The sequence below is a fragment of the Lawsonia intracellularis PHE/MN1-00 genome (assembly GCF_000055945.1).
GTDB lineage: Bacteria > Desulfobacterota > Desulfovibrionia > Desulfovibrionales > Desulfovibrionaceae > Bilophila > Bilophila intracellularis.
This window is the reverse complement of the sequence record NC_008014.1, coordinates 51,836-67,338: the sequence shown is the minus strand read 5'-3', so window position 1 is coordinate 67,338 and position 15,503 is coordinate 51,836. Positions and strand designations below refer to the sequence as shown.

Here is a 15,503-nt window from a genome sequence, read left to right as displayed (position 1 = left end):
TGATAAATTACTGTTTTTATTTTTATATATAAAAATTTCATAGTACATAGAGTTAAATAATGAAAAAATTATATAAAATGTTATATAACGTTATATATATGTAACAGTAAATTTATATATTCTTTTACATTAAAGGAAAGATACGTGTATACATACATACATACTATAAATAGTAAATTTTTTTCTATTAAAAAGAACTATTTTAGATTAATTACAATTATTTTTATACTTTTATTTTTATGTTATTATAAAAATTCGTATTCTGAAGATATAGGTAAAAGAGATACATATGATGAATTTAATTGGTGTATGAAACAATTACAATCTATTTCAACATCACTAAATAATTTAATACAATATATGTATGAAGCTCATATAAGAGTAGATACATCAGATGCAATATTAAGAATGACTGAAAGCTATATAGAAACATTTACTATAGTACAGAACGATATATTTAATATGTTAATTAATGAGTCTAGTATGGTAAGAAGATTATTACAAACAGCAACTAACGATATTAAGAATGGAATAGATGTTTCAAAACATATTCATAGTTTAAATAATTTATTAAGTAATACTTATAAATATGAAGTAAAAATAAATCAAATTAAACAAAACCAACAGAAATATATCCATGATAGACATAATGTAATAACAAATTTACTTGCGCTTGAAGAGTCTGTTACAGAAAAGTTGCAGTCCACACAACAACTTATTCTATCCATGGTAATGACAATACCTCAATATGTTAGAATACCTTATTTATTAGAGGCAATACAACAAAGATTAAGTAATGCACAACATCAAATACCACAATTAGAAGCTGCTCTTGATGATTTGAAAAGTAAAATTTCCTCTTGTGCAGGAGGGCATATAAAAAATGTAGAATTAGTGCAGGAGTTGCAAAGTAATTTAGAAAAGGCATTGATGTTACTATTAGAATCAGAAAATGGACTACGTTCAGTTATATTAAAAGGAAAAGACCAAGGACCTAAACCACCACCGCCTTCAGGAGGTGCTTCAGCTTCAATGGCGAATTTTAGTCTAGGGGAAGGGAGTGCAGCTTTTGTTTCAGGTTACGATATATTGGGTAATGTTAGTTCTCTCCAGGAGTTACAATGTATCTTTGGGAATGCAATTACACAAGTCTCGAGTATTTTAAAAATGTGGTCTTTGAGAAATACCTTTTGCATACATGAAACAAAATGTAATATACCTCATTTTTTTCATAGTGATATTTTTAGAAAAAAAGAAAAGAAGATATCTGATTTATCATTACCACAGTTGTCATTATTATCTCACTTATCTGCTCCTTATCATATGTTTTCTTCAGTTGAAGGTTATTATAAAAATTTAGAGTATAAGCCACATGCAATCCAGGCAGGGGTTATTGTTTTTCCTGTAACAGGGTTACAGCTTGGAGTATCATATGATTTTTTAGAAAATAGAATGCTTAAAGTACGACATAACTCTTTTGGTTCAGCTAAGGCAAAAACAACAACAAATATTCTTTCTTTGGCTGCTTCATGGAATGCAGAGCAGACAGGATTGATGGGACAAGCTATAGGTTGTTATGGTTGGGGGTATATGCCCAATACACGATATGTTCCTTTTGTAGGAGAGAAAATCAGTGTTAATAGTAAGCCAGATATTGAATTGAATGGGGGACTTTTTCAATTAGGATATAATATACAGATTTCATCACCTATTAGACTTACTCCTTATGTGGAAGGTATGCTTGTTACTTTGGGATGGAAAAATTATAAGGAACATTATGGAGTAGTGTCTAGTAATATTAGTAATTATAAAGAAGCGTTATGGGAAAGAAGTGTTGGATTACGTGGATATTGGAATATAAATCCACAATCTAACATACAAGCTTGGATTTCAAAAATTTTTGGTCGTTCAAATACAACTAAGCTGAAAGCAACATCATTACTTTTTTCTATCCCTGTGTATAAAATGACTTTACCAGTATTAGAAAAGCGGTTCATAAAAAATGAACTTGGTATGTCTTATTCAATGAAACTTTCTGATAAAATGTGTATGAGTTTAAATAGTATATTCAACTATACTAATAATACATTACATACTCAAAATATCCAATGTTCTTTTCAATATGTCTATTAATATTATTATATAATGATTATAGTAAAACTATTCTATACATTACTATAGTTTTTCATAATTATATATTCCCTAATTAACTCTAAGTAAAAATTATAAAATGTCTACTACTATGTCAATTTTAAAAAATTGTATACTGTATTTTTTACATACATCAAATAAAATTTTTTTATATAGATATATACATAAAAAGTATTATATATTTTTTTTAGCACAGTTATTATCTATGTTATATACTTGTAGTAGTATAGCAAAGGTTAATGAGAAGAGTGTATCTAGCACTAGAATAACACATCAAGAACAACAAAATATAGCTAGTGAATTTATACAAGCACAACAAGAATATATAAATATAAAAAACTTATTAAATATGAATTTTCTATATTTTGACGAATTACAAACATCATATTTAGAAAGTTTAACTACGCAAAATAGTATGATAGATCTTTACTTAAATACAATAAGTAGAGAGGGAGAAGATTCATTTAACTATGAAGAAATACAACGTATGAAGGTGAACCAACAAAGATTAACAGGACAATTAACATACATCTTACAATCAATAACAAGTAGAATGCAAGAGTTGCAAGCAAATATTGTAGCAATAGAAGAAATGCAGTTAATAGTAGGTCAACAAGAAGGAATATCAGAAATTATAGCATTAAATAATGACCATCTTCAACGTATACTAAATAGTCAACAGTTTATATATAATAGTATTTTCAATGAGCACCTTATGTTAAGATTTCGTATAATGCTTGTGGAGAAGATTGAACAAGCTCGACAACAAGGGCATCCTCTACCACCATTCCCTAATAAAGAAATAAGAATGGGAAATTCTATACTACAAGAAGTAATATTAAAGGATCCACCCAAAAAAAGAGAGTCTAGTTTGCGTAAGCGTTGTTTAGAAACAGATTTAAGTAGTTCTTCTGACGAAGAAGCAAAGCTATCTCCTCAACAATTAGTACAAAGACAGATAGGACAATCATCGGACTATGATGCATCAAGTGAAGCTTCTGATGAAGAGTCACAGCCATACCCTCAAAGTTCAAGGTCTGTATATTTGTTCCCACGTAATATTCAGTCATCGAAGGATAGAACATCTTCTTTAGTTGCTATCTATAAAAAAGTTTTACAATTGGAACCTCTATTGGGAGTACAATATGTTTTTCATGATATGTTAGCTCGATTTCCAATAGAGCTTAAGCAGTTAGCAACAACAATAACAAATAATCTATCTGATAAATTATCTAACCATATAGATGAGAAGTTTTTTAATACTCTTGAAAGAACAAGTACAGGACGCATAAAAAAAGATAAGGGGGTTACAGTAATCCCAAACATACCCTTAAGTGATAAGAGGATGCAGTCTATGCTTGGAATGATGAAGGATTGTCCTTTCTGTATATCAACAAGACCACAAACTAGAAAGAGAAGTTATGTTTCAAATACAATTTCAAACATAACTCTTGGTTTAGGGTATGATCATAACAAGTATAATTCTAAAATACACAATGGTATACTTTCATCTATAGCAGCAAAAGTACAGATAAAAGGACTGCTTGCTACACTTTCTTGGGGTAAAAATAAGTGTGGTCTAACAGGTTGTGTCATGGGTGCTCATTACTGGGGGCAAATGCATACCATACAATCAATGCCATTTAATATAACCAAGAAAAAAAGTATACCAGTCAGGTTTAGTGGAGTATTAGCTCAGTTAGGGTACAAGATACCTTTAGGATCTGAACATTCTCTAATGCCATATATTGGCTCATCATATGTAGTAGGAACATCAAATAGTTACTATAAAGAATTAAGTCCGTTTTTCTATCTATCAGATAAACATAAAGAAAGTGTATATGATCATGTTATAGGTCTTTGTCTTTACAGTAAAATTAAAGATTTTTCTTCAATTCAGTTTTGGTTTGAAAAAAATTATAGACAACAGAACCTAAATATATTAAATATATCATCGCTGCTACAATCTAAACCTCTGTATAAATCATATCTACAAGGTTACAAAAAAAACGATATCTATAGTGAAACTGGTATCTCTTTTGAGTACACTATTAATGATGTGCTCACTATACATGCAAGGAATTGTTTTACATTACATAATATGAAAAATATTTTTTATATACAAACACAGTGTAACTTTTTGTACACGTTTTAATATAAGTATACTATATTAGTATGTATAAAAATATTTTTTTCTTTAGTCATTTATTTATATTGAATAATTTAATCTTATAAAAGACGAATAAAATTCTATATTATAGTAATAAGATAGAAGTATTCTTGTTTATACTATTCTTTTTTAAATATAAAGAAATTTTTTTCTTTTTATATAATATAAATTATGCTTTACATAAAAATTTTTATTTAGTTGGGAATAAAAAATGGATTTATCACATCAATATAACATTATACATAATATATATGAACATACTCATAACTATTTATCATTATTCCCTAAAAAATGTAAAAACTACTGTATAATAATATTACTATGTATGTGTTACATTTTATTTAATTATGAGTATTCTTTTTCAGTAAAACCTACACGCCAACTATCTACAAATTCAGATAGTTCAGTAGAACAACAGTCAGAAGAAAGTTCCTCTTCTTCTGAGGAAGAGGAAGGAAATCCTGGTAGTGATAGTCGTAATCAATTTTTATTACTATGGGAACAAGAGACATCAAATGTAAAAGAGCAGGTGTTTCCTCTTCAAGAGGAAAGTAGTTCTTCTAAAGAATTTATAGATAAGGCAGTACAAACTGGTGAAGACTCATCACAATCATCTAGCCAAAGTTCTGAGTCTAGTACATCTTCTACAAGTGCAGCATTAGGTACATCAGAGATGTTTTTTCTTTCGGAAAGTGAAGAGGTACAGGAAGTTATAATAACATCCTCTGAAGAACAAATGCAACAAGAGGTTATTAGCAATTTGAAAAAAAAAGTTAAAAAGTTAAAAGAAAAATTACAGCAAGAAAGAAAAAGACATCAACAGCAGATGGATAAATTAAAAACTTGTGCAGTACGTCAAGTTCAATTTTTACAAAGCATGGTGAAGATGGCTCAACATCAGATTCAGAAAGTAGAAATTGAAAAGCTAGAAGCCCAACAAGTTGCAGCTTTATTTCAAGAAGCCTTACTGGGTCAGGAAGCACAATCACAGTCATCAACAAGTCGTAGCTCTGTAATTATATCTCCTCCTCATGGAGAGGAAAATAAAAGTCCTTGTTCACCATTAAGTAGAGAGGACGAAGGTTCAGATGATTCTATGCCGCCTCTTGAGGGAGAAGAGGGTGACATATGGAGAGATGAGTATGTATCCCAAGAGCAACGTTCTCAATTTTTCTTACAGCAACAACAACAACAATCATCTTCTTTAAGTGAAGTTTCCCAAACAGGTGTAGTTGGTTCTAGTAGAGGGTTACCCACAATTCAAGAAGAGGACGAGGATGGAAGCAGTTGTTCTTCTATTGAAGGATACTTATCAAGCCCAACACCATCTGTTCTTATTGCAGAAGAAGGTTCAGGTTCTGATTTAGAAGAGTCAGTAAAATCTCCATCAGAGCATCCATCAGGAGTAGATAGTGATACGCTAGAAGAAGGAGAGGTGATAGGCGAAGAAGTTCAGGGTCCTTTAACTACTAAACGGCCTGCTCCAAGTTCGTCTTCAGATAGCTCAGATGATGAGTCATTATCGCCAGTAGTTAAGCGTCTAAAGCAAAGTTCTTCTTCACCACCTAAATCTCCAGGTAGTCCATCTTCCAGGGGTGATATGTCATCGATGCTTATACCAGGCTATAATCATGAGTCACAATATGGCTCTTTAAAAGGATTACAATGTGTCTTGTTTGGAGCAGTGGAGCAAATGTCAGCTAATTTAAAGACACTTGTTTTAAAAACAAGTTTATATCAGGCTGAAACAAAGGATAAAAAAACAAGCTCACTAATTGCAAAAGAAAGTAAAAAAGCGTGTATGTCCTTATGTGGAAAAGAAAGGTCTGTTAAAAAGGTTATGAGTGATTCAAGTAACCTATTATCGTTTTTAAATACTTGTCATTTTTTTGGATATACAGATAGCTATCTTGCTAATCAGGAGAATAAAGTATCCTCAGGAAAAGTCGGTCTATTAATGAACCCTATATCAAATGTTAGTATTGGTTTGACATACAATCGTCATAAGAACCATGGTAAAGAATATCATGGAGCACAATTAGGTACGTCTTTTGGATCAGCAAAAGCTAATATGGAACTAGATGGATTTTCTGCAGTTGTAGCTTGGAACTCTGAAGAAAAAGGACTTACAGGATATCTTTCAGGTTGTCATAATTGGGGTCAAATGAAAAATACTCGTCAGGTTATGCAGGCTGGAAAAGAAATGAGGACAAAAGGGAGTCCTGATGTCCAGTTAAGTGGAGTTTTAGGTCAGCTTGGATATACCTTTCCTCTTTCAAAGAAAGTTAGTTGTGTCCCATATATTGAAGCCACACATATAGTTGTAAAATGGAATCAATATAGGGAAGATTCAGGCTCTTTACCATGTGTGATTAGTGGTTACACAGAGAAGTTTCAGGAAAAAACTATAGGTCTGCGAACTTCTATGAAAATTACAGATAAAGCTATATTACAAACATGGGTTGCAGGTGGTACTGTCCAGCATACCACAAGTAATATTACATCTATGCCATTAGCATCTCCATTACTGCTTTATAAGACATCTGTTCCAGGAAATAAGAAGAAATCTTTCTATAGCGAATGTGGTACATTATATGAAATGAATGTGACAGATTTTTGTAAGGTAGACTTACATGGAAGTTTACGATTCAAAAAAGATCAAAAATTAGATGCTGGTCAAATGAGACTTCATTTTCAGTATTTATTCTAAAATATGCAATAGTTATAATTAGTTAATCTATTACTTTTTAGAATTTAGATACTATTATTCATTTAGTTAGATATAGTAAAAAGAAAGTATCTCTTATAAGAGATACTTTCTTTTTTTTAATAACTAGATGTAAAATTTTTATTTTATAACACTATTATTTTTAAATGCATTGTTTCTTTTGAAGCAGAAATAACTAAGACAGAATAAAGAATTAAAGAGTTATCATGATAATAAAGAACATAGAGATATTAAAGTTCAACGGAAAAGAAATAGAAGAAGTTGTACTTTGGCTGCTAAGAGAGTGTGTTTAGAGCCTCCTCCAACTTCCTCCTTCTCCTTTATAGTTTTTTCAGAAGGAGGGTTATAAAGAACTAAAGAATTAAGTCTATCTCAGGAGCATCCTGAAGATAATGTAACATTACAAGATGTAAAAACAACTCTAGATAAGTTGGAAGTGAGTGAACAGACGTCAGTGAATCAAGGACAATCTTCTAGTGCTGTTGAAGAAAAAAGATTACATTTTTATAATATTGATTTTTCGTTTATCCAATTTTCTGATACACAGTGGGATGAAAAAGGATTAGAAGAGGCTACAGAAATTTTATTATATTTATCATTAGGCGAAATAGAAAGTTTGTCTCCGACCTCATTTATTGAAATGCCTCTTCTTGAAGGTGAAGAAAGTGAACTATTGCTTCGTCTTCAATAAATAGACCAAATATGTTTTGAGTCACCACAACTTGTATTAGAAGAACAAGAACAACTATCTTAGGTAGTACAAACAGAAAGTTTACAAGTGTCTCAAGAGCAATCGTTTCAATAGGAGGAACAATAGGTATCCTCTAAGTCACAATAGGTTAGTGTTATACAATATGTTTCCTCTTTATTTTCTTTTTTTAAGCATAGAGAGTAAACGATATTTATACCAATTGAAGAAGAACAATCTCCTTTAGAGCAAATTGAGCAAGGATTTTTCCCTCCTGATGGAAGAACAGCTATTAATTCAGGGTAAAGCTAATGCATCATAAAAATACCACCAACCTGACGTTACTGAGAAAAAACTACTACTTAAAAACCGTCCACTGAAAATTGCTACTCAGTTAGCAGAAAATGTATCTTTGCCTGGTGGTTCATCTGCATAGTTTTTATTTATTCATGAGGCTCAGTTAAGTTTACTACAAAATTTTCAAGGAGTCTTTCAAGGAGAATTAAAGCAGATTAAAGGATCATCAATGGACTTAATAGTACAATAAATAAGTATGCAGTAAGAAAAGAAATGTAATTTGAAGGGAGTATGTCTTCTACAGCAGTTATTTCAGAATAAAAAAATTTAATGGATTATCTCAGCAAAATGTAAAAGAGTTATTGTACAATAAAAGATACTTGAATAATACATATCTGTTTAGAATTATTGATATGTATTCCTTAGGGCTAGAGCATAAAGTTTGTGCAGGTTAAGTTGGTTTTATTATGGAGCCAGTTTGGAATACATATTAGTTGTTATAAAAGACAGATACGTAAACAGGCTAAAATAGCTGAAATACTATTTTTTAGTTTTCACATTCTAATTATTAGGTCATGTGTTTTCAGAAGTAATGGTATATAATCTAAAAGCAAAGGGAGTAACAGGATATATTATAGGAAGTTGTGGATGGGGGTATAAAAAATATAAGTAATATCAGAAATTACATTATATGGTGTACTTGTCAGGCTAGGATATAACACACCTATTTTAAAAAAGTTTTATTTATCTCTTAGGTAGAAAATATACTTGCATAAGTAGGTTTGAATACATATAGTAAAACAAGTGGGATGCTTCCTTGTACAATTAATATTTATAAAGAGAAACTATGGGAGAACAATCTTGGTCTCCATCTAGATTTGAAAGTAAATGTTTCACCTTTCTTCATTCATAGATTACAACAAATCATAAAAGATATACATTAACAAGTTTATCTTCCAATATTTCAGACATCCAACACTTTTGTATCATCAAGAGTTAAAATATAATATTTACAAGAGGTTAGAAGCTCATATGCAATAATCACTGGAGAAAAAACAGATATTTTTTAAAAGGGCGTTCTTTATCTTAATGTTTTTAATAAAATTAATGAACACAATATAAAACTTTGTTATATTATTTTCACTAATAAGGCTAAAGATTATAGATTTTTTATAGTATTTATTTTTTACTATTTTGTCTTACATATTACTATCTATATTTTTCTTTTCTATTATATGTTCCTTTTTCTCACTATATAGAGTTATAGATAATTATCTAGTTATAGAAATAGTAAAATAATTATTTATGGATATAAGTATAAACAAATTCTCATCTTCAACTAAAACCTTCTAGTAGATACATCCATCTCCTATTCTTTTTCTTTAAAAAGAAAACTTATAATTTTTATAGTCTATTAATAGATTATTACAATATGCTTATTACTTAAATAAGTTTTCTAATTAATAAGAAATTATTGGAGTATCTTTATACTAATTACAAAAGAATATTATTTATACAGTTATTTTTTTATTTATACATATCTTAGGTCAATAATATGGAACAAATATTAAAATTCTTTTTATATTTTTATATATTATTTTCTAAATTCATATATGAAGTTAGAAATATATATATATATGACTTACAAAAAATAGTACTTATACAATTTTTTTATTGTAAAAAATATACTACTATATTTTATAAAACTTTTATTATTGTATTTATTTGTTCTTGTGTATACATTTTTATTATTTATAAATATACATTTGCAACTGATAGTACTTATTCTAATAACACATATGAATCTCAAGATGAGATATTATCAGAGATGTCAATGCAACTAGAGTTAAGTGCTTTAGAATATGTAGAGCAACAATACATACAACAACAAGAACAAGAATTAATTCAACAACAGCTATTACAACAATTAATGTCTTTATATGGACAATTAGGAGATTTGGAAAATCAAGCTATGAGTTTAAAAGTTCAACAACAACAGTTAAGTGAACAATATAGAACTCTTTTACATATTCCTATAGTTGAACAATCAGCTGAAACTATAGAGCAAGCTCTTAGTATTACACACCAGCAAGAACAACTAGAAGAACAAGTAAATAGTACACAAAGTCAAATAGAAGTGCTGCAAGAGCAAATACTTCAAACTTTGTATCAACTAGGGATGATAGCACCACCAGGAGGCAATGCAGGTCAAGAAGAGGATGGTTTTAATATACAAGGCCCAGGAGGAGCAGGTGGGATAGCTACTTTTACTCATGGTTATGGATATTTAGACCAGTTTAGATCATTACAAGGATTACAGTATGTCCTTTTTGATACATCATCTCATGTATCACATGCATTAAGAGACATAGTTTCAAAGATTCAAATGAGTTCTAATTTTTCAAAGGTAAACACTATATATTTACCTCAAGATTTGAGGAGACATAAAAAGTTTCATAGAAATACAAAAGTTGTAGAAAAAAAAGAAAAGCTACACTATTTTTTATATCCAATAACTTTTTCCTGTAACCTATTTACTTCATTAGAAGAGTACAATATATATTTAGATAAACAACATAGTACACAAGTTGGAATAGTTGTAAATCCAATACCAAATGTAACTATGGGTTTTTCATATAATTATAAAGATTTATCTAATAAGTACAAGATAGTAGAGACAGATACATCTATTAATAAAGTAAATACAAAATCTAATATTACAAAATTTTTAGCTACTGTAGCTTGGAATACGGATGGACAAGGTTTTACAGGATTTTTTTCTAGTTGTTATGGTTGGGGTCATATAAAAACAATACGTTCTTTTAATCCTTCAGGAACTTCTTTTAAAGGTAACTCTGAAGCTACAATCTATGGTGCATTAGTACGATTAGGTTATAATGTTAGAATAGTGGAAGACATACTACTTACTCCTTATGTGGAAGGTGTAATGAGTATTGTTGAAAGAAAACCCTATGAAGAACAGAGAGGATATTTATTATCTAAGATAAACAACAATAAGGAAGTGCAGCTAGAAAGAGGAATAGGAATTACTTCTTTTTGGAAATGTACATACAATTCAGCTTTACAGACATGGCTTGGTTTTGGCTTGAATACTTGCAAGATAAACAAGCTGACGTCTAGACTGTCATATGGCCCTTTTTATCTTTGTTCCTTGTCTGTTCCAAGCGTTAGAAAAACATCCTTTTGGAAAGAAATAGGAATGTCTTATGATATACAACTCTCAGACAGAACACATATCAATATTAGTGGGAATCATCGGTTGGAAGCAGATAAACAACCTGGGAACAGTAGTATAAGAATGCACCTTCAATATAACTTTTGATATTTTATAACTATTTTTATGTTGTTATGCTTTTTTATAATACTTCTTGAAAATAAGAAAAAAATTTATTATTATAAATAGATAATTTTTTAATCTATTGTTTTTAATTATCAAGTTAAACATACTATACGTATTTAATATAGATTATATGTTTATAACATATATACGTATGTATTATTTCCTTTTTATGAATTTAAAGTGTCAATAAAAAATAGTTACTTTATGGATATTATTCATAAAGTAACTATTTTTACATATAATGTACGTTGTTATATAATGTATATTGCATACATTGCCTTATACTTATAAGGATAACCATTTTATTTTATGATTCAAGAATATAAAAATTTTTTATTTAATTATCTATATGTCATTATACCATTATGTATATTTTTTATATGTATAAAAATAAGGTTTTTTTACAAAATAAAGTCATACATAGATGGGATACTATTACTAATTCTTTTACTGTAGGGATACTATTATGTTTTTTTTGTATGTATACTCAACAGGTAGCATGTGCTGAGGATCCAGATCTATATGCAGAGCCAGAAGATTTAATGACAGAAGAGCTATTAGCACAACATGCCTTGGCAGCAGCAGCTATTGTTCAAGGGAATCAAAATGAAAATCCAGAAGTAGAGCAAGAAGAGTTTTCATTACTAGAAGATTTATTAGTTGCATTACCTAATTTAGATAGTACTTTAGATGATAGCCTAGCTTCTGGAGGACATCCAACCAGTTCTGGAGAGGATGTTGGTGAAGGAGCTTCAGGAGGGATTTTTTCTCAAGAAGAAGGGGCAACTGGTGGCTCTCACTTACTAGGTCTACTATGGGACGATTATGAAAAAGGGCCAAGTCAAGAGTGGCCAGAACATGTGCAAACAACAACAAATGAGGTAACATCTTTATTACAAAAGTCATTAGAAAGTTTAAATAATGTACATCAGTCAACAGTGAGAAATAGAACCTTATCTAGAATGAGTGTAGCTGCTGGAAATATTTGGCTTACAACAGTGATAAGTTCATTGCAAACGGAACTTTCTGACCTTATGGCAACATCTCGTCCTTTAAGGGGAATATTTATACAGAAAAGACTAGTTGAAATTCAGGAGCAAAAAGTTAATCAAGAAAAATTATTAGAAGAGCTACATGAAGTATTAGAAGAACATCCACAAGCACAGAGAGTTATTCAAGCACAAGAGATATTTTTACAACATTTAGCTAAGCTACTAGAGAAATTAGAAGCATTACTTGAAATAATTGAACCTAGTGATTCATCTGTGGAGCAAGGTAGGCCTCCTGGAAGCCCACCACCACCTGGAGGTGGTGCTATAGGATTTAGCTTTCCCATACAGACAAGATTTTTACTAAGTTATAACATTCAAGGGGAAATATCTTCGCTGCAAGGGATGCAATGTCTTTTGTCAGATACATCTGAGCAAGTTTCTACTATATTAAGGATGCTTGTCTTAAGATCGAAATCGTTTAATGCTCCAGCTGCATATCCTAAGAAAAGAGCAAAACAAATCTATAAGAATAAAAGTTATTTGTCATTGCAAAATAACTCTAAAAGTAGTCTTTCTTCAACGACATATAGAAGTCAATTACCATTATTAAAGTCATTTTATGTAAGTACACAATGGGATAGTTATACATCAAACTTAGAATATACATTACGAGCAGCTAATGTCGGATTTTTAGTAACTCCTACAGATATGCTTAATGTTGGTCTTACATATCAACATAACAAACATATTTCAAAAGAGTATTATGGGATGCAAAAAGGTTGGTCTTTTGGTGCAGCTAAAGCAATAACCAGTACAGATAGTCTTGCAGCTGTTGTTGCTTGGAATACAGGGGCTGTAGGATTCACTGGATATCTTTCAGGATGTTGTGGCTGGGGAAATATGAAAAATACAAGAATGGTTACTCATGCTGGAATTAAAACATATTCTAAAGGGAGTCCAAAAATTACATTACATGGTGGACTTATTCGACTTGGGTACAATTTTCAAATAGTAGATGGAATGTTACTTACGCCATATGTTGAAAGTATGTTTGTGTCATCAGGATGGAGTCCTTATGAAGAGATAACTGGCTTATTCCCTGCAAAAATAAGTGGTAATAACGAAAAAGTAGTAGAAAAGGTTATGGGACTAAGCCATTCTTGGGCTATTACTGATAATATGCATGTCCAAACATGGGTAGTAAGAAGCATAAAAAAACACAGAATGAAAGAATTACGCTCTCAAGTAGGTATTAGTCGTCAATATACCTTATCTATTCCTAAAAGACATAATCAGTATATTCGGAGTGAGGTTGGATTATCCTATGAAAATAAGTTATTAGAAACATTTTCTATACGTTTAGATAGCCTATGGCGCTTTGATCAAAAGAATAAATGTAAAGAACAGCAAACAGGTTTTTTCTTTCAATATAGTGTGTAGTCTTGTTATATCAAAAAGAAATAATGAACATATGCTGAGTAACCTGTTATTTTTTACAAGTGTCATTGGTAGGCTAGATATCATCATTTAGTTGTTAACTATTAAATAAGCAAGAGGATACGTATTCTGTACCTTAGTTTTTCTATCATAGATAGTGAGTAGTCAAATAAGTTTAAGTAATCATAGTTTTAGGATATCAAATAATATTTTGTTTCCTAGAACTATGATTACTATTGACGGAGGGGTGCTATGCAAAAGAGGTTATAGTATGTTTAGAGGTAGTTGTTATTCTTATATGGGACTATATTTCCTCTAAAAGAATATGTTCAATGTGTGTGCTATTTATTTCTGGATTAAAATGATCTTTTGCAAATTCAAATGCATTTTTACCCATTATTTCTAAGACAGTAGGTTCTTCTGAAAGAAGTGCAAGTATTTTGCCAAGGATTTTAACGTTCTTTGGTGGAAAGAGATAACCTGTTCTACCATTCTTTACAAAAACATCTTCTTCTCCAGATGCGATTGTAGGTCTACCTATAGACATAGCTTCAATGATATCTCTTCCCCAAGGTGAACCTGTTCGATCAGGTCGTATCATGCAGTGCATAGCTGCCATATGCTGTTCTACATTATTAACCCATCCCTCAAGATGAATGAAGTCTGTAAGTTTATAAGATTGAATAAAATCACTGATAGCTTGGGTACTCTTTGATGGCATATTTAAATTAATGCCAAAAAGATGCAAATGTACATTTCGTTCTTTTAATATAACGGCTTGGTCAGCATAAGCTAAAAGTAGGATATCAAGTCCTTTTGTAGGGATAAATTGAGCAAACATTCCAAAACGGGTAGGAGGAAATGAAGAAAAAGGTTCAAAATATGGTATATGTGAACTGCTATTATAAACAATAGAGTGAGGGATACCCATTGATTGTAATTGACTAGACTCTTGTGGCCCTATAGCAATAGCAAAATTAATATATTGCTTTAGCATAGAGGTACATTTTTTATAATTATGATAGTCTGACGTATCAATTATTTCCCTAGCAATAAGGACTTTTCGCTTTCCAGGAAAGTAAGGAGCTAAACTTGTTGGTGCATAACTATTAAAACAAATAACGTCTGCTGTTTCTCCAATATGTTTTACCTCTGGGAGATACTTACGTTGTCTACTGCATAGTTCTTGATGATGTTCAATATTGGGTTCACATCCAATAAAAGAAACTGGAAGCCATCCCCATGGGAAAAGATATAAAGATACTCCTAGCTGTTGATATAACAAAGCTGTTGGTTTTTCTGGTTCAGGTGAAATAAATGTTATGATACTGATTTTATGTCGTTTTACAAGCTGTTGTACTAATATAGATAAACTTCTTGCAGCTCCTCCACTATCAATATCATGCGTGACAAAAAGTAGATGCATGTGTTGATCCTTATATACCAACCAAAATTATAAGAAATACTATGACTATGGACTATTTTGAGTTTCTTCATGGTGTTCTAATGTCAGTTAACCGACATTAGAAGTTTACTTTACCGTTTAACAATACATACAGAATCAATCCACCTATTGGATGTTCCTTATTTTTACGGTATAAGTATAGCTTGTTACCATGACAGATAGCCCAAAATAAGTCCATAGTATTATGTTAAAAGACTAATAGATTACTATTTTT

General features: G+C 30.5%; 7 protein-coding genes. 6 read left to right on the top strand and 1 reads right to left on the bottom strand.

Going from position 1 to position 15,503, the window contains the following annotated elements; all coding sequences use genetic code 11:
- The first annotated feature begins 309 nt into the window (after window positions 1-309).
- From LI_RS07000 to LI_RS06975, 6 genes are all read left to right on the top strand, one after another.
- The gene (locus LI_RS07000) at window positions 310-2,133 is read left to right on the top strand and encodes an autotransporter outer membrane beta-barrel domain-containing protein (RefSeq protein WP_223604241.1); all 1,824 of its coding nucleotides are present in this window, start codon (window positions 310-312) and stop codon (window positions 2,131-2,133) included.
- A gap of 223 nt (window positions 2,134-2,356) precedes the next feature.
- Entirely contained in the window at window positions 2,357-4,306 is a 1,950-nt protein-coding gene (locus LI_RS06995; RefSeq protein WP_223604243.1) for a hypothetical protein, read from the top strand.
- Between the two features lie 340 nt (window positions 4,307-4,646).
- A complete protein-coding gene (locus LI_RS06990) occupies window positions 4,647-7,031 on the top strand; it encodes an autotransporter outer membrane beta-barrel domain-containing protein (RefSeq protein WP_231850158.1) in 2,385 nt (794 codons plus the stop codon).
- Window positions 7,032-7,485: 454 nt separating this feature from the next.
- Window positions 7,486-7,740 (top strand): hypothetical protein, encoded by a 255-nt coding sequence (locus LI_RS06985; RefSeq protein ID WP_143470716.1) that lies wholly within the window; start codon window positions 7,486-7,488, stop codon window positions 7,738-7,740.
- A 2,122-nt stretch (window positions 7,741-9,862) separates the two neighbouring features.
- Window positions 9,863-11,377, top strand: a complete 1,515-nt coding sequence (locus LI_RS06980) for an autotransporter outer membrane beta-barrel domain-containing protein (RefSeq protein WP_223604248.1) — start codon at window positions 9,863-9,865, stop codon at window positions 11,375-11,377.
- Window positions 11,378-11,775: 398 nt separating this feature from the next.
- On the top strand, window positions 11,776-13,827 hold the full coding sequence (locus tag LI_RS06975) for an autotransporter outer membrane beta-barrel domain-containing protein (protein ID WP_223604249.1): 2,052 nt from the start codon (window positions 11,776-11,778) through the stop codon (window positions 13,825-13,827).
- Window positions 13,828-14,128: 301 nt separating this feature from the next.
- Here LI_RS06975 and LI_RS06970 read toward each other — a convergent pair whose 3' ends face one another.
- On the bottom strand, window positions 14,129-15,250 hold the full coding sequence (locus tag LI_RS06970) for a glycosyltransferase (protein WP_015353854.1): 1,122 nt from the start codon (window positions 15,248-15,250) through the stop codon (window positions 14,129-14,131).
- Window positions 15,251-15,503: the final 253 nt, after the last annotated feature.